Below are 22,000 nucleotides of genomic sequence, written 5' to 3'. Positions count from 1 at the left end.
CCGCCGGTGACGGAGGCGCCGGCGGCGCCGGCGGCGCAGCTGGCGTGCTCTACGGCAGCGGAGGCGCCGGCGGGGACGGCGGGTTTAGCTTCAAAGGCGATGGCGGTATCGGCGGGGCCGGCGGGCACGGCGGCTCGCTGATCGGCAGCGGCGGCGCCGGCGGGTACGGCGGGACCGCCGACTCCAATTTCGGTGGGGCCGGCGGTAACGGTGGGCACGGCGGGTTGTTCGGCAACGGAGGCGACGGCGGCAATGGCGGGCCTAGTCCTACCGGCGTCGGGGGCGCCGGGGGCAACGGAGGGTCCGCAACGCTGTTCGGTTCCGGCGGGATGGGCGGCGACGGCGGGGCCTCCTCCAAAGGCAGCGGGGGGTCCGCCGGTAATGGCGGCGACGGCGGCCGATTGTTCGGCTTCGGCGGCGACGGTGGTGAAGGAGGGCATAGCGCGACGGGCACCAGCGCCGGGAACGGCGGGTCCGGCGGCAACGCCTACGGGTTCGGCTCCGCCGGTAGCGGCGGCCCCGGCGCGGTCGCCGGGGCAGGTCTCGGCGGGGCCGGTGGAGCCGGCGGCAACGCGTACGGGTTTGGCGACGGCGGCCACGGCGGGACCGGCGGGTTCAGCGGCGGCGCCGGTGACAACGGCGGCAAAGGCGGGGCCGGCGGCAACGCACGTCTCAGCGGCGCGGGCGGAGCCGGCGGCGCAGGCGGGGCCAGCGCCCTGAGCACCGGCGGGGCCGGCGGTAATGGCGGGTGGGCCGGCGCGTTCAGTGGCAGTGGCGGCACGGGCGGTTCCGGCGGGGCCAGCGAAGCCGCCGGTGGCACAGGCGGGGCCGGCGGGGATGGTGGCACCGCACTCGGTATTTTCGGCTCCGGCGGTAGCGGCGGGGTCGGCGGCACCGCCACCGGCACCGGCGCCACCACCGGCGGGGCCGGCGGGGCCGGCGGCAAGGCTGGGCTGATCGGCGACGGCGGGAACGGTGGTAACGGCGGTGACGTCACCAGCGCCGTCGGCACCGGTGGCGCCGGCGGTGCCGGTGGCGACGGCGGGAAATTGATCGGCCCACCCGGCTTCGCCGGGCAGAACGGGGTGCTGTTGTAGCCGGCGGGGCGGGAGCGTCGCTCGGCCCGCAATCACACCGCCGCGAGGTAGGCGACGACGTCGCGCATCCGTTCGGCCGCCGCGCGCAATTCCGACACGCGAGGGCCCGCCCGCAACACCTCACGCGACACCGCGGGCAACAGCTGGTCCGGCGCCGCCCCGCCCAGTCCGCCGAGCGCCTCGGGCCGCCCACCCTGCACCCCGACACCAGGGACCAGCACCGGTCCACTCAGGGCGCTCAGGTCGGGGGGCTGCACCACGGTCGCCCCGACTACCACGCCGACGGATCCGGGCCCGGGTTTGGTCGCCTGGTTAGCTGCCGCAACGTGGTCGACGATCAGCTGCGCCACCGTGCGGCCGTCGGCGTCGGCACGCTGCACGGTCGCACCCTCGGGATTGGAGGTCGCCGCCAACACGAACACGCCTCGGTCATGAGCCGCAGCGACCTCCAGCAGCGGCCGCAGCGACCCGAACCCCAGGTACGGCGACGCGGTCACGGCGTCGGCGGCCAACGGCGAGTCGCCGGCCCAGGCCGCGGCGTAGGCGGCCATCGTGGAGCCGATGTCGCCGCGCTTGGCGTCGGCCAGTACCAGCACCCCGTGGGCTCGTAACGCGGCAATGGTGCGTTCCAGCACCGCATATCCCGCGGCGCCGTAGGACTCGAAGAACGCCACCTGTGGCTTGACCACTGCGAAACCGGCGTAGGCCCGCACGCAGATATCGCAGAACACGGCCAGGCCGTCGGCGGTGGCCGGCAGATCCCAGGCCCGCAGCAGCTCGGGATGGGGATCGATGCCCAAACACAGCGGCCCCCGGCGCGCCTTGGCCTCGGCCAGCCTGGTGCCAAAGCCGGTCACCGGTCGGCGCTCCGCGAATCGATCGCGCGGTGCAATTCTTGTAGCGACCGGACTCCGATGTCGCCGCGAATTCCGGCTTCGATGCCCTGCACCGCGGCCGACGCGCCCTGCACCGTGGTGATGCACGGAATGTTGACGGCCACCGCGACCGAGCGGATCTCATAGCCGTCGATACGCGGACCGGAATTGCCGTAGGGGGTGTTGATGACCATGTCGACCTCGCCGGCCCGGATGGCGTCGACGGCCGACATCTCGGGGCGGCCCGGCTGCGGCGACTCGAAATGCTTGCGTACCTCGTCGCACGGAATCCCGTTGCGGCGCAGCATCTCTGCGGTCCCTTCTGTAGCCAGAACGCGAAACCCCAAGTCGGCTAGTCGTTTCACCGGGAACACCAGTGAGCGCTTGTCGCGGTTGGCGACCGAGACGAACACCGTCCCGTGCGCCGGCAGCGAGCCGTAAGCCGCCGTCTGACTCTTGGCGAACGCACTGCCGAAATCACGATCGATGCCCATCACCTCACCGGTGGATTTCATCTCCGGGCCCAACAGCGAGTCGATGGCCGCACCGTCGGCGCGGCGAAACCGGTGAAACGGCAGCACGGCTTCCTTGACCGCGATGGGGGCGTACGGGTCGGCGTTCCCGCCGTCGCCCGAGGCCACCAGCATGCCTTCGGCACGAAGTTGGGCGATGCTGGCGCCCAACATGATCCGCGCGCACGCCTTGGCGAGGGGCACCGCGGTGGCCTTCGAGACGAACGGCACCGTTCGGCTGGCGCGCGGGTTGGCCTCCAGGACGTAGAGGACGTCGTCTTTGAGCGCGTATTGCACGTTGAGCAACCCCACCACCCCGATACCCTGCGCGATGGCTTCGGTGGCGTTGCGCACCTTCTCGATGTCGCTGCGGCCCAACGTCACCGGCGGCAGCGCGCAGGCCGAATCGCCGGAGTGGACCCCGGCTTCCTCGATGTGCTCCATGATTCCGCCGATGTATACCTCGGCGCCATCGCACAGCGCATCCACATCGATCTCGACCGCATCTTCGAGGAAACGGTCAACGAGCACCGGATGTTCGGGCGAGAGCTGGGTGGCCCGCGTGATGTAGCCCTTCAGCGTCTCCTCGTCGTAGACGATCTCCATGCCCCGACCACCCAACACATACGACGGCCGCACCAGCACCGGATAGCCGATCTCGTCGGCAATCCGGCGGGCCTGGGCGAACGTCGTCGCGGTGCCGTATTTCGGCGCCGGCAGGCCCGCGGTGCATAGCAGATCGCCGAAGGCGCCCCGGTCCTCGGCCAGGTCGATCGCTTCCGGGGGGGTGCCCACGATCGGGACGCCGGCGTCGGCAAGGCGCTGCGCCAGCCCGAGTGGGGTTTGGCCGCCGAGTTGGACGATGACGCCGACGACTCCGGGACCGCCTTCGGCAGATTCTGCTTCGGCCCGATACACCTCGAGGACGTCTTCGAAGGTCAGCGGCTCGAAGTACAGCCGGTCGGCGGTGTCGTAGTCGGTGGACACCGTCTCCGGGTTGCAGTTGATCATCACGGTCTCAAAACCGGCCTGGCTCAACGTGGTTGCCGCATGCACACAGCTGTAGTCGAATTCGATGCCCTGCCCGATGCGATTGGGACCCGATCCCAGGATCAGTACCTTGGGTTTCTCGGTCTGCGGCGCCACCTCGGTCTCGGCGGCCGGGTCCAGCTCGTAGCTGCTGTAATGGTAGGGCGTCTTGGCCTCGAACTCGGCCGCGCAGGTGTCGACCGTCTTGTACACCGGATGGATGCCCAGTCGCTCGCGCAGTGATCGGACCCCGGCCTCCCCCGCCAATTCCGGTCGCAACGACGCGATCTGGCGATCCGACAGTCCGCTGTGCTTGGCGCGTCGCAGCAACTCCGCGTCCAGTACCGGCGCGTCGACCAATTCGGCGCGCAGCGTGACCAGCTCGCCGATCTGGGCGACGAACCAAGGGTCGACACCGCTGGCTTCGGTGGCTTGCTCCACCGAAGCACCCAGCCGCAGCGCCAGTTCAATGTCGTAGAGCCGGCCTTCGGTGAGGGTTTGCAGCCGGGTCAGCACCTGATCGATGTCGCCGTCGGGGTCCGGGCCCGTCCAGAACCCGGCACGGGTGGTCTCCAACGAGCGCATCACCTTACCGAGCGCCTCGACGAAGTTGCGGCCCAACGACATTGCCTCGCCCACGGATTTCATGGTGGTGGTCAGCGTCGGGTCGGCGCCGGGGAATTTCTCGAATGCGAACCGCGGCGCCTTGACCACCACATAGTCGAGGGTGGGCTCGAAGCAGGCAGGGGTCTCCTTGGTGATGTCGTTGACGATCTCATCGAGGGTGTAACCGATGGCCAGCTTCGCGGCGATCTTGGCGATCGGGAAGCCGGTGGCCTTGGACGCCAACGCACTTGACCGCGACACCCGCGGATTCATCTCGACCACGATCAGCCGGCCGTCGCGCGGGTTGACCGCGAACTGGATGTTGCAGCCGCCGGTGTCCACCCCAACCTCACGCAGGATCGCGATGCCCAGATCACGCATCCGCTGGTATTCGCGGTCGGTCAGCGTCATCGCCGGCGCGACGGTGACGGAGTCACCGGTGTGCACCCCCATCGGGTCGACGTTCTCGATGGAGCACACCACCACCACGTTGTCGTGGCCGTCGCGCATCAGCTCGAGCTCGAATTCCTTCCAGCCGTAGATCGATTCCTCGATCAGCACGTTGGCGCTGGGTGAGGCTGCCAGCCCGGCGCCGGCCATCCGATCCACCTGGTCGGCCGAGTGCGCCATCCCCGAGCCCAGTCCGCCCATGGTGAACGACGGCCGCACCACCACCGGCAGGCCGAGCTCGTCCACCGTCTCGCGGACCTCGTCCATGGTGAAACACACTCGGCTGCGGGCTGATTCACCGCCGACCTTGGTGACAATGTCCTTGAACCGCTGCCGGTCCTCGCCGCGCTGGATGGCGTCGAAGTCGGCGCCGATCAGCTCGACCCCGTAGCGTTCGAGTACCCCGTTCTCGTACAGCGCGACCGCGGTGTTGAGCGCCGTCTGGCCACCCAAGGTGGCCAACAGCGCGTCGATCTTGTTGCCGCGCTCGGCCTGTTGGGCGATCACCCTTTCGACGAAGGCCGGGGTGATGGGCTCGACGTAGGTGTGGTCGGCGTATTCCGGGTCGGTCATGATGGTCGCCGGGTTGGAGTTGACCAGGCTGACCTGCAGTCCCTCGGCGCGCAGCACCCGGCAGGCCTGGGTGCCGGAGTAGTCGAACTCACAGGCCTGTCCGATGACGATCGGCCCCGAGCCGATGACCAGGACGTGGTTGAGGTCCGGGCGACGCGGCACTAGCAGTCCCCTTTCTGGGCGCGAGCGGATGCAGCTGTACCCCTGTTACGACGTGTCGCTGTATCGACACCCGCCCTCACCATCACCGGCCCTCCATCAGCTCGACAAATCGGTCGAACAGGTACTCCGCGTCATGCGGCCCGGCCGCGGCCTCGGGGTGGTATTGCACCGAAAACGCCCGTCCGTCAGTGAGTCTGACGCCCTCGACCACTCCGTCGTTGGCGCAGGTGTGGCTGACGACGGCCCGGCCGAACGGCGTGTCGAAGCGCTGTCCGGCCTCGCCCTCTAGCGCGAAGCCGTGGTTTTGCGCGGTCACCGCCACCCGCCCGGTGGCGTGGTCGATCACCGGGATGTTGATCCCGCGGTGGCCGAAGACCATCTTGTAGGTCGACAGGCCCAGCGCCCGGCCCAGGATCTGATTGCCGAAACAGATGCCGAACAACGGGATTCCGGCGCCCAGCACCTCGCGGGTGAGCGCGACGACGTGGTCGGCGGTCGCCGGGTCACCGGGGCCGTTGGAAAGGAACACGCCGTGCGGGTTGATGTCGGCGATCTGGTCGAAACTCACCGACGAGGGCAGCACGTGACTGCGGATCCCACGCCGGGCGAAGTTGCGCGGCGTGTTGGTCTTGATACCCAGGTCGAGTGCGACGACGGTAAACCTGGGAATTCCCGATGGCCCTTCGGGTTCGACGACATACGGCTGCGGGGTACTGACCTCGCCGGCGAGATCGGCGCCCAGCATGGGCGGCTGGGCGCGCACCCGCTCGATCAGCGTTTCGGGCTCGGCGAGCGCAGCGCCCGAGAACACCCCTGCCTTCATCGACCCTCGGCTGCGCAGATGACGCACCACGGCCCGGGTGTCGATCCCGGCGATGCCGACGATGTGCTGGCGGATCAGCTCGTCTTCGAGGGTGCCGGTGGCGCGCCAGTTGGAGGCTCGCGGCGACGGGTCACGCACCGCGTAGCCGGCGACCCAGATCTTGTCGCCGCGGCTCTCGGCGTCCTCGCCGTTCCAGCCGGTGTTGCCGATCTGCGGCGCGGTGGCCACCACGATCTGGCGGTGATAACTGGGGTCGGTCAGCGTCTCCTGGTAGCCGGACATGCCGGTGCTGAACACGGCTTCGCCCAGTGTTTGGCCGACGGCGCCGAACGGCGTTCCGGTGAAGACGCGGCCGTCCTCGAGTATCAGCAGGGCCTTGGTCACGCGGCTCCTTCCACCCAACCGTCGTAATCATCGCGGTTGTCCGCCCGGAACCCGGTGTCGATCTCGACGCCCGATGGCAGTTGCCACCGGATCGCCAAGATCCCGTCCCGGGCGGCGACCTTACCGGCGACGCCGCGCTCGGTACGCAGCGCGGTAATGGACTGCCATGGAATCCAAAGCGACTGCGCCCCAATACGTTCCAGCATAATGCCGTCCTGGTGGCGGGTCAGCACCGCCTTGCTGCGATACCCGAGATCGCCGACCGCTACCCGGTCGTTCCACGACGGCGAGAGCGTGCAGCCGACGTAGACACCGCGGAGGGTGGCGGTCGCGGCGCCCACCTGTCCGGGAACGTCGGGCAACTCGCCGATTTGCTGCGCTTGCTGCTGCGCGCGCCGCCGCCAGCCCCGCATCATCAGCGCGATCACCACCGCGATCGCCGCCACCAGCACCGCCGCGAAGATCACCGAGCCCACCAGCGTGCCGGTGTTCATGCGGGACTCTTTCCGTCCCGGGCGGTGACCTTTCCGCGCAGCAAGGTCATCGTCACGGTGGCCGGCAATGTCATCGATTCGTAAGGGGTGTTGGCCGACCGGCTGGCCAACTCGGCCCCGGTAACCGTCCAGGTGGCCTCGGGGTCCACCACGGTCAGATTGGCCGGCTCCCCCACCTGCAGCGGACGCCCATGATCAGGCAGGCCCACGATCCGCGCCGGATTCTCGCTCATCACCCGCGCCACGCCGCGCCAGTCCAACAGGCCTGGCCGCACCATCGTCTGCACCACCACCGACAGCGCGGTCTGCAATCCGAGCATGCCGGGGCGCGCCGCGGAGAATTCGACACACTTCTCGTGTTCGGCATGTGGGGCGTGGTCGGTGGCCACACAGTCGATGATCCCCTCGGCCAGCGCGTGGCGCAGGGCGCTGGCGTCGGCGGCTTCGCGCAGCGGCGGGTTGACCCGGTTCACCCCGTCATAGCCCGACAGTCGGCCGTCGTCGAGCAGCAAGTGATGGGGGGTGACCTCGGCCGTGATCGAAATGCCTTGGTTCTTAGCCCATTTCAAGATCTCGACGGTACCCGCGGTGGAGGCGTGGCAGATGTGCACCCGAGCGCCCGCGTCGCGGGCCAGCAGTGCGTCGCGGGCGACGATGGATTCCTCGGCGGCCCTGGGCCATCCCGACAGCCCAAGCCGCGCGGCGTTCGGACCTTCGTGCGCGACGGCCCCGACGGTCAGCCTGGGCTCCTCGGCGTGCTGAGCGATCAGCACGCCGAGACCGGTGGCATATTCCAGGGCGCGGCGCATCACCAGCGGGTCGTGCACACAGACACCGTCGTCGGAGAACATCCGCACCGCGGCGGCACCGGCGTTCATCATGCCCATCTCGGTGAGTTCGGCCCCGGCCAACCCCACCGTCACCGCGCCGACCGGGTGCACGTCGACCAGGCCCACCTCCTGACCGCGGCGCCACACGTGGTCGGTGACCACCGGGCTGTCGGCCACCGGGTGCGTATTGGCCATCGCGAACACCGCGGTGAAGCCACCCAAAGCCGCTGCGGCCGAGCCGGTTTCGATGTCCTCGGCGTACTCACGGCCGGGCTCGCGCAGATGGGTGTGCAGGTCGACCAGGCCGGGCAGCAGCACCTGGCCGGTGGCGTCGATGACGTCGGCCCGCTCCGGGATGGCCAGCCCCGCGCCGATGTCGGCGATCTGGCCGTCATCGACCAGTACGTCGACGCGCTCCCCCTCGCCGTACAGCCGGACTCCGCGGATGAACACGGTCACGCCGCACCTTCTTTCCCGGCCGCATCGGCCCCCACCAGCAGATGGAACAACACCGCCATCCGCACGTGGACACCGTTGGAAACCTGTTGCAGCACAGCCGATTGGGACGAATCGGCAACCGAAAAGGCGATCTCCATGCCGCGCAGCATCGGCCCGGGGTGCAGCACCACGGCATGGCCGGGCAGCATCGCCTGCCGCCGGTCGGAAAGGCCGTAGCGCACCGAATACTCGCGCGCGGACGGGAAGAAACCGCCGGTCATCCGCTCGGCCTGGACCCGCAGCATCAGCACCGCGTCGGCGGCCGGTAATTCGGCGTCGAAATCGTAGGACACGGTGACGGGCCAACCCTCGGCCCCCACCGGCAGCAATGTCGGCGGCGCCACCAGCACAACCTCGGCGCCCAGCGTGTGCAGCAACATGACGTTGGAGCGCGCCACCCGGCTGTGCAGGATGTCGCCGACGATCACCACGCGACGGCCCTCGATGCCGCCGAGCCGCTGCCGGATGGTCAGCGCGTCCAGCAGCGCCTGGGTGGGGTGCTCGTGGGTGCCATCGCCGGCGTTGATCACCGACGGGCCGTCCTCGCCGTTTCTGGTCCAGTCGGCCAGCAGACGCGCGGCTCCCGAGGCCGGGTGCCGGATGATCAGGGCATCGGCGCCGGCCGCACGCAGGGTCAGCGCGGTGTCGCGCAGCGACTCGCCCTTGCCCACCGAGGATCCGGCGGCGCTGACGTTGATCACGTCGGCGCTCATCCACTTGCCGGCCACCTCGAAGGACACCCGGGTTCGCGTCGAGTTCTCGTAGAACATCGTGACGATGGTGCGGCCGCGCAGCGTCGGCAGTTTGCGGACCTCGCGGCCGACCAGAGCCTGCGCGAACCGATCGGCGTCGTCGAGGATGGCGGTGGCCTGGTCGCGGCTCAGGTCGCCGGCGGCCAGCAGATGCCTACTACTCATGACCGGTCCTCATCGCGAGATCACCACGCCGTCGTGCCCGTCGTGTTCGCGGAGCTGCACGTGCACGCTCTCGCTGCGGGAGGTCGGCACGTTCTTGCCGACGTAGTCGGCGCGCACCGGCAGTTCCCGGTGGCCACGGTCGACCAGCACGGCCAACTGCACCGCGCGCGGCCGGCCCACATCGCGCAGCGCGTCCAGGGCGGAACGCACCGAGCGACCGGAGTACAGCACGTCGTCGACCAGAATCACCAGCGCGTCGTCGATACCCCCGGCCGGGATCGCCGTCTCCTCCAGCGGCCGCGGCGGTTTGCTCATCAGGTCATCGCGGTACAGCGTGATGTCCAGCGCGCCATCGGCCACCTCGACACCGCTGTATTCGCGGATATGGGTTGCCAGCCGCCGGGCCAGGGTCACGCCGCGGGTCGGGATGCCCAACAGCACCACTCGCGGCGAGTCGGGGCTATCGAGTGCGGTTTTTTCGATGATCTGGTGCGCGATGCGGGAAATGGTGCGACCGACGTCGGCGGCGGACATCAGTTCTCGGGGTTCGCCGCCAACGGCGGCAGCACCCGCGGTACCCATGCGAGATCGTGACCTCCTTCTCCGCCTCTCTGGACGGATCGTTAAAGGATGTCGGCTGCGGGGCAGCGTAGCACCTGCTTCGGGTACGGGGGTGACGCGGGCGGCGTGGCGGACTTCGCTGTCGCGTGTCTTGTCACTTCCGCCACAGTGGCCTCTGGAGCGAAGGGATGCGCGTTGTGCCAGCTCACAGCGACAGCCCGCGGCCTGCCAGAGTTGTCGCTCTGGGCGGTCATGGGGCTGACGGTGTCGAGTGTGAGCTGACGGTGTCGAGTGTGAGCTAAGGACGCCGAGTGTGAGCTGACGGCGCCGAGTGTGCCGTCAGGGCGGCCCTGAGCGCGGTTTTCCCGCCCTGCATACACCCTCAAATACGCCACCGCACACTCGATGCGGCAGCATCACAACCGACTCGGCGAGGCCGTGAGCTTTCCGCCAAACACCCGCCATCACAAGAAGTTGCATCGATGACCAGCAGCTCCTGGTCGCCCCGAATTTTCCGGTGAAGTGGGCGCGTCGGGTATCGGCTCAGCCAGAGTGCTGTGGCATCTGTGACCAAAGTGACGCTGACCGGCCGGTGGGGTCACGCTCGTCGGCAAGGGTTCTATCCTGGCGAAGGTGACGGATCCCAGCCCTTCCGCAACCGAATCCGGCCGACCGCGCATAGATTTCGACGCCCTCTACCGCGGCGAAAGCCCGGCCGAAGGCATCCCGCCGGTGACGACGCCGCCGTGGGATACCAAGGCGCCCAAAGAGAGCGTGATCGCCTGGCAGACCCGTAGCTGGGTCCACGGTGAGGTGCTCGACATCGGCTGCGGGCTCGGCGACAACGCGATCTATCTGGCTGGGCACGGACACCGCGTGACCGCGTTGGACATTTCGCCGACCGCGCTGATCACCGCCGAACGCCGCACCGCCGACGCCGGAGTTGACGTGAGGTTCGCGGCAGCCGACGCCACCACGCTCGAGGGCTACACCGGCGCATTCGACACCGTCATCGACAGCGGCATGTTCCATTGCCTCGACGACGACGGCAAGCGCAGCTATGCCGCCGCCGTGCACCGCGCCACCCGTCCCGGCGCCACCCTGCTGATCAGTTGCTTCTCCGACGCCAATCCGCCGAGTGAGCAATGGCCACGACCGGCGGTGTCCGAGCAGACGCTGCGCGACGTGCTCGGCGGCGCCGGCTGGGATGTCGAATCACTGGAGCCCGTCACCGTGCGCCGCGACATGGACGGGAGCGAAACGGAAATGGCGTTTTGGTACGTACGAGCGCAACGGCGCACGTCGGGCTGACCGTCACCGGGCCGGGTCGCAGCCGCGGCGGCCCTCGTGCGCCCAGGCCAGCAGATCGGGCGGGGCGAGCTGGTTGATCCGGTGGTTGTAGCGGCGGTGCTCGTCGTGGGTGAAGTACTGCTGCCAGTCGCCGCTGCGGCCGCGACGGAAGAATTGCTCCTCGCTGTGCCAGATGCCGTCGGTGGTGTTGGGGGCGATCTCCGCCGCGCGCGATCGCATGGCGTCCAGCGACGCGTGCGCGACCAGTTCGCGGGCACGATCGCGACTCAGATCGATGCCGAGTACCGCGGCAAGCCGCATCAGCTCGGCTATCAGGTCCAGCTGATAGTCGGCGTAGTGGAACAGCGCCACATTCGGCAGCTGCCGCCGCTGCCATGCCGTGCCGAAGTGGTGCAGCACGTTGGCCAGCGTTCCGATCCCTTTGGGAGGCGCGAACCCCACTCCCGGCGGCGGCAGCGCCGGACCCTCCATCCAATCGCGGAACTCCTCGGCCGGACCACGCCCGCCAGCCGCATGGCCGGGCTCCGGACCCGGCGGGCCCGATCGCAGCTGCGGCGGCACCGCCGCCTCATGCAATTCCCGCAACCGCTCGGCGTCGACATTGGCCACGTGGAACAGCATCGACACCGCGGCATCGCGCGGATCGCGGCCCACGCAGATATAGGTGACCCGATCATCGAGCACCAGGCCGTCCAACGGCGTATGGGTTTTGATGAACCGGCGGTGATCCTGCGCGTCGAGGACGGCAACAACCTCCTCGATGGGCCGGATGGTTTGGTCGAGCCACGGCGACACCGTCGACAATGGTCCGGGCAGCTCCGGTCCGTCGAAGATCAGCAGGGACACCAGCCGTTGGGTCCAGGTCATCCCGCACTTCGACGGTGTCGAGATGACGATGTCGCCGGCGCGCAGTTGCAGTGCGTCCCAACGTGAGTTGTCCGTCATCAGCGAGCGGTATGCGACGCGATCGTTCGCCGGCGCACTTCCCCGCTGCGGCTCGTGGGTATCGGTCATTTGCCGCCTCGCACGACGTCGAACAGCATGCCTTCAACGGTGACCCCGGGCGCGAACGCGAACGCCACGCCGGTCGAGAGAGGTTTCTCCGACTCCGCCTGCTGCACCATCATTTCCAGCACGAAGATCAGCGAGACACTCAGCATGTTGCCGTAGCGGGCCAACACGTCCCAGCTGGGCGCCGCGCATTCGACTCCGATGCCCAACGAGCGCACCGACTGTTCGATGATCTTGGGCCCACCCGGATGGATCGCCCACAGATCGATATCAGATTGTTGTAATCCGTTGTCGTACAACATGTTTTCGACTACCGGCGCGACGCCTCGGTAAATGTAGTCGGGCAGGTTCTCCGACAGCTCGCAGGTGATGCCGTCATGGTTGACGCCCAGCATGATTCCGTCTTCGGCGTCGTCGAGCAGCTGGCTGAAGTTGCTGCGGATCACCACACTGCCCGCCGGCAACTGCTGCTGCACCTGGCTAGCACCGATCAGCAGCGCTGCGCAGCCATCGCCGAACAGGCTGTGGATCACCACATCGTTGACATTGTCGGCGAAAACCGCATTCACCGAGCACAATTCGATGCACACCAGCAACGCCTTCATCGCCGGATGGGCACGGACGTAGTTGGTGGCGGTGCGAATGGCGTTCATCGCGGCCGCGCATCCCATGAAATTGATCACGACTCGCGAAATCGCCTGCGACAGGCCGAGTTCCTTGACGATCGCCACATCAACGCCCGGAGCGACGAACCCGGTGCTGGTGACGAACACCAACAGCCCGATCTCGTCGGCGCCATAGGAAAGCCGGTCGAGCGCACGCCGGCTCACCTCGACCGCCAGCGGCACCGCATGCCGGTAGAACAGGCTCATCCGGTCCCGGATGGTCGCGGGTTCGCGCCGGAACGCGTCGAACTCGGCGTCCAGCGGGTCGACGGCCATCCTGCGCGTATCGATGCGGGTCTTCTCGTAGACCCGCGAAACCCGTTCCCGCTGTTGCGGATCGACGAACATCTGAGCCACCCGCGCCGCGGCGTCGGACTGGCGGACCACCCGTTGCGGCACACCGGTCGCCATGGCTTCGATGACGGCCACCGTCGTCGGCGGAGCCGGCGGCAACTGGGCAAGGTCATAGTGGGGTTGGTAGCCGGACGCGTCGGCCACCGGGTGCAAGGCACCGCCGTCGGCTGCGCTGCTCATACCGACCCGATTCCGACGAAGCCGGCGACCACGTAGCCGGCACTGGCTTTCCAGGCCGCCGGCGAGCAGTGTTCCCGAAGGAAACCCCACTTGTGCTCGCTGGCTTGGCGAGACGGCGAGAGCAGGTAGGTCCGGCAGAGCTTCGGCAGCCGATCGATTACGAAACGCTTCGCCGGAACCCACTCGACGCCGGACTTCGCGGCTTCTTCTCGTAATACGTCCTCGGTGACGATATTGGCGAAACCGCTGCGCTGGAACGGCAATACATGGTGGACGCGGTGGGAACTCAGGCCGGCCGACAGGAAGCAGTCGACGTAGCGATTCCCGACCACCGCCAGGTCGTTGGCGTGCACCACCTGATCCACGCCCCAGTCTTCACCGGTTGCGGCAGCCTCGTCGGCGTCGTCCTCGAACTCGTGGCTCGCCACTACCAGGAAGGTGCTGACCCACAGGGTGACGACGAATTGCAGTGCCCAGGCCCAGAAGTCACCGGCGAGTGCGAAAACCACCATCTCGGTGACCAGCAGCAGACGCACCCCGGACGACCCCAGGAAGTGCGGCAGCGCGTTGCGCCAGCTTCCGTAGCCCTCCTCGACACCCACCTTGCGGGTCATATTCCATACGTCGGCGATGCGGATGGCCATGCCTGTGACCAGGTGGCCGAACTTGTGAACCGTATGCACCGGAACCCGATACAGCCGCGGCAACTGCATCATCATCGTGAAGACGTTCTTCTTGATGTCGACGTCGCTTTGCGTGTACGGGTGATGCAGCAACGTGTGCCCGTCGGCGACCACCAACGACAACGCCACATAGTTCAGGTCGAAGGCATTGGCCAAGAACCGATTAGGGCCGCGTTGCGCCCGATGCAGTGCGTAATGGCCGTACCCGACCAGTGAATTGCGCAGCAGCACCATCGCAATGACGAAGGCCCACAACGGCATCCACCGTGGTTCGGCCAACCGCACGGCCTGGACCGCCAGATAGCCGACGGCCAGGAATGCCACCACGATGTTGAACAGCCGGTCCATCCGTGTGATTCGGGCGGTCAGCGCCGGCTCGGTCAGGCGTGCTTTGACGCGGTGCATCAAGTCGTTCGGGTTGTCGAAACGGTACTTCGGGGTGTCGCGCCAGCTGTTGAAGTCGTCTTTGAAGAGAAACGGCGGCGCGTTGTGTTTGGGATGAATGTCGCGCGGTGTCGCGTCGCGGCCCAATGCATAGCGCCGCTCCAAGATCCGTTCGACCTTGGCCGGGTCACGATGGTAGGAGTTGATGATCGCGGTGATGTCGCGGTTCTTGGTGCGCCCGATGAAGAAGGCGCCGCCGGGGTGCTTGGATATCCAGTCGCTGAGGTCGTATGCCCGGCCGTTGTAGACCCACACGTCTGACAGCGGTGGCCCGCCCGGAGGAGGCGCGGGGCGCAGGCCGGGGCCGCGCTCCCGCACGTCTGGGACGTCGTTCGTCATTCGTATTCCTCCAGGTCTGATCGGTGAGATCGGGTGCTAGCCGCCGTTTCCGGCGAAGTGACCCCAATGGTGCCCCGACGCTGCCCCAACGGTGCCCCAATGGTGCCCCAATGGTGCCCCAATGGTGCCCCAATGGTGGAGGTATGGCCTTGGAGAATTCTCAACGGAATTCCGGGCGGGTAATCTGCGCCGCTGGTGCACCAAATCGGTTGCGCCCCAAGGGGGCAACCGCGCGGGCGGGGAAACCGGTCCGCAGACTGCCGGCAGCGCTGGCCGCCTGGTGGCAGTTGCGGGCCGGTTCCCAATCCGGAATGCGCCCGCGCTGGTTATGCCGTCGGGTTAGGAATGGTGACCGGCGCGCCCCAGGCGGACAGGTTGATGGTGACGTGGCCCTGGTCCTTGTCGATGACCATCCGCACCAGGTTCGGGCTGGCCGTGGGAGCAGGCGGTCCCGACGTCGCGGTGGTGCCGCCACCCGCGGCCTTGACATCGACAATGTACAAGGTGATCGGCAGCGTGCCCCCACCCTTGCCCAGCTGAGGCACCAGTGGATCGATCACGGCGGCGTCGATGGTTCCGGTCACCTTGACCGTGGCGATACCGTCGATCGTTTCATTTCCGGCGATCTGCGGACTCTGGACCTTGGCGATCACGTTGCCCAGCCCCTTGTCCTTGTCGAGAACGATGCCCGGGTCGTAGATTTTCTCCGCCGGCCCCATCGAGGTGTACTTTCCGGCGTCGTCTTTGGTGTACATGGTCTTGTTGGTGACCAGGAATTGTTTGGGCACCGCAGGAGCTTTCGGCTGCAACCTGATCATGGCATCACCGACGGCCTGACCGTTGCCCTCGGGCTGATTGGTCACGTCGGCGTTGACGCTCTCCATCGGGAGCGTCGTGATGTTGGTTGTTTGCAAACTGACATGAACAGAGTGCAAGCCCTTGGTCGCTTTGGAGCTGTCCTGCAGGAGTTGCTGGGCTTCCGGTGAGGGGGCGCCGGATGACCCGGACGCGCTGGTCGCGGCGGAGCTTCCGGATGCCCCGGAAGTCTGGGAGGTTGACGTGGCCGATTTGTGGCCGCATCCGGTAATGACCGTCGCGATCAGTGCTGCCGCTAACAGCATCGCGGCCGACACCGGTAACGAGGGTCGATGGGTGACACGTCGGTGGGAGGTTTGCGCTTGTGAGATCAAGCCATTCATGGCCAACCTTTGCTGAGTTATCCAACCGGTGGTAAAGAGCAGCGGGTCGCTAGCTTCATATGGCATGAACGCAGGCCGGCACGCCGGTCCGCGTCCGCAGTTGCGGGTCTTGGTGACCGCTCCCCGCACCCTGGTTCACCGCAACAGTTCGGTTGCCAACCGCATGCCGTTGCTCCCACAGCCTGTTCCCCAGATCACATTGCCGGAGAGCGCGACACTAACACGCCATGGCCAGGTCGTAAGGCTTTTCGCACAAGTAAACAACCGCTCGCAAGGAGCCCCGACCCGCGGTTGATCGCCCTGGGCCGATAGGCGGTCCCACGGCCGCGCCCGCCCACGTCCGGCGACTAACCTAGGGCCGGTGAAGCTCGACGGCAATCAGGCATCCATTCGCCAAGTCTGTGACGCCGGCCTGCTTTCCGGCGCGGTGACCGTGGTCTGGCAACGCGGAGAGGTGCTGCAGGTCAACGAGATCGGCTACCGCGACGTCGATGCGGGCCTGCCGATGCAACGCGACACGCTGTTTCGCATCGCGTCGATGACCAAGCCGGTGACGGTTGCCGCGGCCATGAGCCTGGTCGACGAGGGCAAGCTGACATTGCGGGACCCCATCGCGCGCTGGGCGCCGGAGCTGGCCGACCCGCGGGTGCTGGACGACCCGCATGGCCCGCTGGACCGCACACATCCGGCCCGGCGTCCCATCGTGGTCGAGGATCTGCTGACCCACACCAGCGGCCTGGCCTACAGTTTCTCGGTGTCCGGGCCCATCTCGCGGGCCTACATGCGGCTGCCCTTCGGCAAGGGCTCGGACACCTGGCTGGCCGAACTGGCCGCCCTGCCATTGGTTCACCAGCCCGGCGACCGGGTGACCTACAGCCATGCGATCGACGTGCTGGGCGTCATCGTGTCCCGGGTCGAGACCAAGCCGTTTCATCAGGTGCTGAACGAGCGCGTGCTGGGTCCGGCGGGCATGACCGACACGGGCTTTTTCGTCGCAGCCGAAGCGCGGGGGCGCGCCGCCACCATGTACCGGCTCGACGAGGACGACAAGTTGCGCCACGACGTGATGGGGCCACCACAGGTCAGGCCGCCGTCGTTTCCCAACGCCGGTGGCGGGTTGTGGTCGACCGCCGACGACTACCTGCGGTTCGTGCGAATGCTGTTGGGCGGCGGGAGGGTCGACGGAGTCCGGGTGCTGTCGCCGGAGTCGGCACGGCTGATGCGCACCGATCGGCTGACCGACGAGCAGAAGCGCCACAACTTCTTGGGAGCACCGTTCTGGGTGGGTCGCGGGTTCGGGTTGAATTTGTCGGTGGTGACCGATCCGGCGAAATCGGCGCCGCTGTTCGGTCCGGGCGGGCCGGGAACATTCAGCTGGCCTGGCGCATACGGGACATGGTGGCAGGCCGACCCGTCCGCCGACCTGATCCTGCTGTACCTGATCCAGCACTGTCCGGATTTGTCCGTGGATGCCGCGTCGGCGGTGGCGGGCAACCCCGCGCTGGCCAAGCTGCGGACGGCCCAGCCCAGATTCGTCCGCCATACCTATCGCGCCCTCGGGCTCTAGCGGTGCGCGCCGTGGCCCGGTTCCCGCCCGAGTACCTCGAGGGCGCACGGTTGCTGCTGCGCCCACCCGTGCTCGATGACGCCGAAGCGTTGTTCGACGGGATTGCCGGCGATTCCGAGGTCACCCGCTACCTGCTGTGGTCGCCGCATCCCGATGTCGACGAGACGCGACGGGTGATCACCGAGCATTTCAACGCCGACGGCGGCGAGCGGACCTGGCTGCTCGTGCTCCGCGACAGCGGCGACATCGTCGGCCTGATCAGCTGCCGAAGCCGGGTGCGTCACTCCGTCGAAATCGGCTACTGCCTTGGCCGGCGGTGGTGGGGCGCCGGTCTGATGTCCGAAGCGCTGGGTGTGCTGCTGGGCGAGCTGGCCGCCGACCCCTGCGTATACCGCGTCTGGGCCACATGTCACGTCGACAACACCCGCTCGGCGGGGTTACTGCGGCGAGCCGGATTCGTGTTGGAAGGCCGGCTGCGCCGCCACTCCGTCTACCCGACCATCGGGCCCGAACCGCACGACAGCCTGCTCTACGCCAAGATTCTGCGCTAAGTGAAATAGGTTCAGCCGCTTACCAAATGCGACCTTCCTGATCAGCGGCGCGAGTTTGCCGGCCCGGCCCTCGCGTACTTGCGACGGCTGGTCTTGGGGCCCGAGGAGCGCTTCGTGCGGCCAATGGACGACGCCTGGTTCAGCGCGCCCGATGCCGTCGGCTGGACGGCTACTATCTGATGTGCCAGGCCCCGCGGTCTGAACGTGTCGAGCCGCCCGTCGCATAACCCGGTGATTCCAAGGCGGGATTAGCGCTTCGGTCGGAACCACTCAGTTACGACCGCGGTGACCTCGCCTTCTAGCGCGATTTGCTGGCCGCCCGATTGGCCGGTGCGGCTTAGCACCGATGCGCAGGTCGCCGCCGCCTGCGAGGCCGGCGACTTGCACTTCGATACGTTTCACGCCGCATCGCCGTTTTGAAACTTCTGTGCCGAGCACTGCCCGATCCACGTCGTGTGCGCCTAGTGGTGTGTCTCAGTTTTGGCTGACTACTTGTTCGAGTTTGGTACGTGCTCGCTGAACTTTGGCGAGGATGGATTCGGAGGTGGCCGTCCAAACATAGGGCGTGGGATCGGCGTTGTGGGCGTTGAGATATTGCTCGATGCTGGCGATCAGATCGGGCACGCTGGCGAAGACCCCGCGACGCAGGTTCTTGTCGGTCAGATCCCGAAACCAGCGCTCGACCTGGTTGAGCCATGACGATGAGGTCGGCGTGAAGTGCAGGTGAAAACGCTTGTGCCGGTTGAGCCACCGGTCGACCTCGGCGTGCTTGTGGGTGCTGTAGTTATCCAGGATCAGATGGACCTGTAAGCCCTTGGGTGTCTCGCGGTCGATCGTGTTCAGAAATTTCAGGAACTCGGTGTGACGGTGACGAGGCAGGCATTGACCGATCACCCTGCCGGTCAACACGTCCAGTGCCGCGAACAACGTGGTCGTCCCGTTGCGCTTGTAGTCATGGGTCATCGTTCCTGCTCGACCGGGGATCATCGGCAACGACGCCTGAGTGCGGTCGAGAGCCTGAATCTGGCTCTTCTCATCCATGCACAACACGATCGCCTTGTCCGGCGGATTCAGATACAAACCGACGACATCGACAAGCTTGTCCTCGAACTTCGGATCGGTGGACACCTTGAACGTGTCCACTCGATGGGGCTTGATGCCCAAATCGGACCAGATACGTTGCACCGCAGAGTGACTTACTCCCACCCGGGTGCCCATCGTGCGGCATGACCAATGCGTGTGGCCGGGCGGGGTCTCCTCGGTGGTCAATCGCGCGATCTCAGCGACCTGCGCGTCTGAGATCGTGGCTTTGCGGCCGCGTCCTCTACGTACCTGTCCCAGCTTGGCCAGCCCGTCCTCGCTGAACCTTTTGCGCCAGCTACGCACCGTCACCGGTGTCACCCCCACCTCCTCAGCGATGCGGGTGTTCGCCACGCCGTCAGCAGCCATCAGCAACGCACGCGCGCGCATCACCTGCCGATGCGGCACCGAATCAGACCGCGCCAACCTCTCCAACGTTTCACGCTCGCCAACCGACATGGCCAAAGCAACTGCAGGTGATGCGCTCACCGATCCAGAATACCGAACATGCAGTTAACTATTTGCGTGACACACCACTAGGGTCATTTGTCGAGCCTGATCTTTCGAATCATCGGCGCCGCAGAAAGTCATCCAACGCTTGACAACCTTGTCGATGGTGTGAGCCGTGGGGTCGATTCCGATCCTCGACGCCGAACAAAGCCCGGTGCCGCGGTGGGTCGGTGTGGCGGCCAGGTCGGCTTCGCGGATGTTCCGATCCTCGGCGCCGAGCAAAGCCCGGCGCCGCCGCCGTGTGCGGTATCGCTGGACACTCGGGTCAAAAGTTCCGATCCTCGGCGCCGAGCAAAGCCCGGCGCCGCTCCATCATCGACCTACTCCGCATCGCCGCCTGAAAGGTTCCGATCCTCGGCGCCGAGCAAAGCCCGGCGCCGCCGCGACGAGGATCTTGCGTGGGTCGGCAAGCACCGGCAGTTCCGATCCTCGGCGCCGAGCAAAGCCCGGCGCCGCCAGGCAACTCGACGGGTCGGCTACTCGCGTCGGTGTTCCGATCCTCGGCGCCGAGCAAAGCCCGGCGCCGCCGCAGATCGACGATGTGATTCGTGACGTTATTCCGTTGTTCCGATCCTCGGCGCCGAGCAAAGCCCGGCGCCGCCTAATTCGGCAGGCCCGGTGTCGTTGGAGATTAATGAGTTCCGATCCTCGGCGCCGAGCAAAGCCCGGCGCCGCGTCCACGGCGGATCCCGCGGCGGAGGAGTTACGACGGTTCCGATCCTCGGCGCCGAGCAAAGCCCGGCGCCGCCCCACTCGGCGGGCTCACCCGCGGGGGGTTAGCCGTTCCGATCCTCGGCGCCGAGCAAAGCCCGGCGCCGCCTACGCGCCCGGATCTCGACCGCGCGCCGACGACTGGTTCCGATCCTCGGCGCCGAGCAAAGCCCGGCGCCGCCGGCGGTGGTGGAGCGGGACTGCTACATGGCTCAACCTGTTCCGATCCTCGGCGCCGAGCAAAGCCCGGCGCCGCTCCTGGTCCATGGTCCGGGTGATGTGCAGGGCCAAAGTTCCGATCCTCGGCGCCGAGCAAAGCCCGGCGCCGCCTCGGCTACATTCCAGCCGTCGCGTGTCTCACCGCTGTTCCGATCCTCGGCGCCGAGCAAAGCCCGGCGCCGCCGACGTTATCGTATAAGCCTTATAGCTCCGGGCTGGTTCCGATCCTCGGCGCCGAGCAAAGCCCGGCGCCGCCGGGCGCGGCCCCATCTCTGACGTCTGTCCACCGGAGCGTTCCGATCCTCGGCGCCGAGCAAAGCCCGGCGCCGCCGCGCCGGCAGATGGTGGACCGGATAGTTGGGTATCTGGTTCCGATCCTCGGCGCCGAGCAAAGCCCGGCGCCGCTCTGGACCCCACGACGTCTTGCACGCACCACACCTAGGTTCCGATCCTCGGCGCCGAGCAAAGCCCGGCGCCGCCATCTTCCCTCGCTTTCCCTGCGCTCCCACACCCGGGTTCCGATCCTCGGCGCCGAGCAAAGCCCGGCGCCGCGTGCAAAGACGGAACCAAAATGGGCGTCGGCTCACCCGTTCCGATCCTCGGCGCCGAGCAAAGCCCGGCGCCGCCGCCGCGGTTTGGCCGGGGGTGGCTTCGGTCGGTGCGCCAAGGTTCCGATCCTCGGCGCCGAGCAAAGCCCGGCGCCGCACCCAATAATGGCCATGGGAGTTTCCTTTCTCAAATGTTCCGATCCTCGGCGCCGAGCAAAGCCCGGCGCCGCCATGCGCGGACCACACAATCAGCGGCTGATCAGTGATGTTCCGATCCTCGGCGCCGAGCAAAGCCCGGCGCCGCTTGGTCTGCTTGTCCCACGCGAAAGCTTGTACTTCGGTTCCGATCCTCGGCGCCGAGCAAAGCCCGGCGCCGCTTTGACCACAGTTCAAGATTCTCTAGCCGATTATCTGTTCCGATCCTCGGCGCCGAGCAAAGCCCGGCGCCGCCCGGCGCAAAGGTGCTTGCTATAGCGGCGTCTCGGATGTTCCGATCCTCGGCGCCGAGCAAAGCCCGGCGCCGCCACCGATCTGGATGGCGCGTTCGGACGGGTGGTCGTAGTTCCGATCCTCGGCGCCGAGCAAAGCCCGGCGCCGCCGCTTGGCGCACCACGGCCGGCCACGGATGAGATTTGTTCCGATCCTCGGCGCCGAGCAAAGCCCGGCGCCGCCATTCATCTCAAACGATACCGGCCCCGGCGAATTGGTTCCGATCCTCGGCGCCGAGCAAAGCCCGGCGCCGCGTCTGCGCTGGTGCCGATGATGAGCTTGAACTCGTGTTCCGATCCTCGGCGCCGAGCAAAGCCCGGCGCCGCCG

The 22,000-nt window shown here is 67.3% G+C and carries 15 protein-coding genes, 1 pseudogene and 1 CRISPR repeat array; of the genes and pseudogenes, 4 read left to right on the top strand and 12 right to left on the bottom strand.

The genetic code is table 11. The features are described from left to right. A pseudogene (locus B4U45_RS29625) lies at positions 1–1,097 on the top strand (PE family protein); the annotation flags it as partial. 32 nt (positions 1,098–1,129) lie between these two features. Here the strand turns inward: B4U45_RS29625 and pyrF are convergent. The 7 genes from pyrF to pyrR form a co-directional block, all read right to left on the bottom strand. Then, complete coding sequence (gene pyrF, locus B4U45_RS25955) at positions 1,130–1,954, bottom strand: orotidine-5'-phosphate decarboxylase (protein ID WP_075547189.1); 825 nt, start codon at positions 1,952–1,954, stop codon at positions 1,130–1,132. Continuing rightward, a complete protein-coding gene (carB, locus tag B4U45_RS25950; protein ID WP_075547190.1) occupies positions 1,951–5,304 on the bottom strand; it encodes a carbamoyl-phosphate synthase large subunit in 3,354 nt (1,117 codons plus the stop codon). The genes pyrF and carB overlap by 4 nt, the downstream gene beginning before the upstream one ends. Before the next feature lie 82 nt (positions 5,305–5,386). Continuing rightward, the gene (gene carA, locus B4U45_RS25945) at positions 5,387–6,511 is read right to left on the bottom strand and encodes a glutamine-hydrolyzing carbamoyl-phosphate synthase small subunit (protein ID WP_075547191.1); all 1,125 of its coding nucleotides are present in this window, start codon (positions 6,509–6,511) and stop codon (positions 5,387–5,389) included. After that, entirely contained in the window at positions 6,508–7,005 is a 498-nt protein-coding gene (locus B4U45_RS25940) for a PH-like domain-containing protein (RefSeq protein ID WP_075547192.1), read from the bottom strand. The genes carA and B4U45_RS25940 overlap by 4 nt, the downstream gene beginning before the upstream one ends. Then, positions 7,002–8,294, bottom strand: a complete 1,293-nt coding sequence (locus B4U45_RS25935; protein ID WP_075547193.1) for a dihydroorotase — start codon at positions 8,292–8,294, stop codon at positions 7,002–7,004. The genes B4U45_RS25940 and B4U45_RS25935 overlap by 4 nt, the downstream gene beginning before the upstream one ends. Next, positions 8,291–9,250: an aspartate carbamoyltransferase catalytic subunit gene (locus tag B4U45_RS25930; RefSeq protein ID WP_075547194.1), complete on the bottom strand. Its 960-nt coding sequence runs from the start codon at positions 9,248–9,250 to the stop codon at positions 8,291–8,293. Before B4U45_RS25930 ends, B4U45_RS25935 begins: the two co-directional genes overlap by 4 nt. A gap of 9 nt (positions 9,251–9,259) precedes the next feature. Beyond that, the gene (gene pyrR / locus B4U45_RS25925) at positions 9,260–9,832 is read right to left on the bottom strand and encodes a bifunctional pyr operon transcriptional regulator/uracil phosphoribosyltransferase PyrR (RefSeq protein ID WP_075547195.1); all 573 of its coding nucleotides are present in this window, start codon (positions 9,830–9,832) and stop codon (positions 9,260–9,262) included. A 612-nt stretch (positions 9,833–10,444) separates the two neighbouring features. Between pyrR and B4U45_RS25920 the strand changes: the two genes are divergently transcribed. Then, a complete protein-coding gene (locus B4U45_RS25920) occupies positions 10,445–11,122 on the top strand; it encodes a class I SAM-dependent methyltransferase (protein ID WP_075547197.1) in 678 nt (225 codons plus the stop codon). 3 nt (positions 11,123–11,125) lie between these two features. Here B4U45_RS25920 and B4U45_RS25915 read toward each other — a convergent pair whose 3' ends face one another. The 4 genes from B4U45_RS25915 to B4U45_RS25900 form a co-directional block, all read right to left on the bottom strand. Beyond that, positions 11,126–12,136, bottom strand: a complete 1,011-nt coding sequence (locus B4U45_RS25915; protein ID WP_183154990.1) for a sulfotransferase domain-containing protein — start codon at positions 12,134–12,136, stop codon at positions 11,126–11,128. Then, positions 12,133–13,332, bottom strand: coding sequence for a type III polyketide synthase (locus B4U45_RS25910; RefSeq protein WP_075547198.1), 1,200 nt, complete (start codon positions 13,330–13,332; stop codon positions 12,133–12,135). The genes B4U45_RS25915 and B4U45_RS25910 overlap by 4 nt, the downstream gene beginning before the upstream one ends. Then, positions 13,329–14,798 (bottom strand): fatty acid desaturase, encoded by a 1,470-nt coding sequence (locus tag B4U45_RS25905; protein WP_089025272.1) that lies wholly within the window; start codon positions 14,796–14,798, stop codon positions 13,329–13,331. The genes B4U45_RS25910 and B4U45_RS25905 overlap by 4 nt, the downstream gene beginning before the upstream one ends. A gap of 326 nt (positions 14,799–15,124) precedes the next feature. After that, a complete protein-coding gene (locus B4U45_RS25900) occupies positions 15,125–15,997 on the bottom strand; it encodes an LppX_LprAFG lipoprotein (protein ID WP_075547199.1) in 873 nt (290 codons plus the stop codon). A 361-nt stretch (positions 15,998–16,358) separates the two neighbouring features. Between B4U45_RS25900 and B4U45_RS25895 the strand changes: the two genes are divergently transcribed. Both B4U45_RS25895 and B4U45_RS25890 read left to right on the top strand, forming a co-directional pair. Continuing rightward, positions 16,359–17,564: a serine hydrolase domain-containing protein gene (locus B4U45_RS25895; RefSeq protein WP_075547200.1), complete on the top strand. Its 1,206-nt coding sequence runs from the start codon at positions 16,359–16,361 to the stop codon at positions 17,562–17,564. An 11-nt stretch (positions 17,565–17,575) separates the two neighbouring features. Beyond that, positions 17,576–18,115, top strand: coding sequence for a GNAT family N-acetyltransferase (locus tag B4U45_RS25890; protein ID WP_075547242.1), 540 nt, complete (start codon positions 17,576–17,578; stop codon positions 18,113–18,115). A 474-nt stretch (positions 18,116–18,589) separates the two neighbouring features. On the opposite strand, the gene B4U45_RS25885 is transcribed toward B4U45_RS25890, so the two are convergent. After that, the gene (locus B4U45_RS25885; protein ID WP_075547201.1) at positions 18,590–19,654 is read right to left on the bottom strand and encodes an IS630 family transposase; all 1,065 of its coding nucleotides are present in this window, start codon (positions 19,652–19,654) and stop codon (positions 18,590–18,592) included. 175 nt (positions 19,655–19,829) lie between these two features. Then, positions 19,830–21,998: direct repeats of the CRISPR family, unit length 37 nt; unit sequence GTTCCGATCCTCGGCGCCGAGCAAAGCCCGGCGCCGC. Positions 21,999–22,000: the final 2 nt, after the last annotated feature.

Source organism: Mycobacterium persicum (assembly GCF_002086915.1).
GTDB classification, from domain to species: domain Bacteria; phylum Actinomycetota; class Actinomycetes; order Mycobacteriales; family Mycobacteriaceae; genus Mycobacterium; species Mycobacterium persicum.
Note: the sequence above shows the minus strand (reverse complement) of the source record. Positions and strands in the feature narration are given on the sequence as shown.

What these genes read in the sequence shown, in the direction of transcription:
- B4U45_RS25940 (WP_075547192.1), bottom strand. Translation starts at nt 7,005, where the DNA reads ATGAACACCGGCACGCTGGTGGGCTCGGTGATCTTCGCGGCGGTGCTG.
- B4U45_RS25930 (WP_075547194.1), bottom strand. Translation starts at nt 9,250, where the DNA reads ATGAGTAGTAGGCATCTGCTGGCCGCCGGCGACCTGAGCCGCGACCAG.
- pyrR (WP_075547195.1), bottom strand. Translation starts at nt 9,832, where the DNA reads ATGGGTACCGCGGGTGCTGCCGCCGTTGGCGGCGAACCCCGAGAACTG.
- B4U45_RS25915 (WP_183154990.1), bottom strand. Translation starts at nt 12,136, where the DNA reads ATGACCGATACCCACGAGCCGCAGCGGGGAAGTGCGCCGGCGAACGAT.
- B4U45_RS25910 (WP_075547198.1), bottom strand. Translation starts at nt 13,332, where the DNA reads ATGAGCAGCGCAGCCGACGGCGGTGCCTTGCACCCGGTGGCCGACGCG.
- B4U45_RS25905 (WP_089025272.1), bottom strand. Translation starts at nt 14,798, where the DNA reads ATGACGAACGACGTCCCAGACGTGCGGGAGCGCGGCCCCGGCCTGCGC.
- B4U45_RS25900 (WP_075547199.1), bottom strand. Translation starts at nt 15,997, where the DNA reads ATGAATGGCTTGATCTCACAAGCGCAAACCTCCCACCGACGTGTCACC.
- B4U45_RS25885 (WP_075547201.1), bottom strand. Translation starts at nt 19,654, where the DNA reads ATGTCGGTTGGCGAGCGTGAAACGTTGGAGAGGTTGGCGCGGTCTGAT.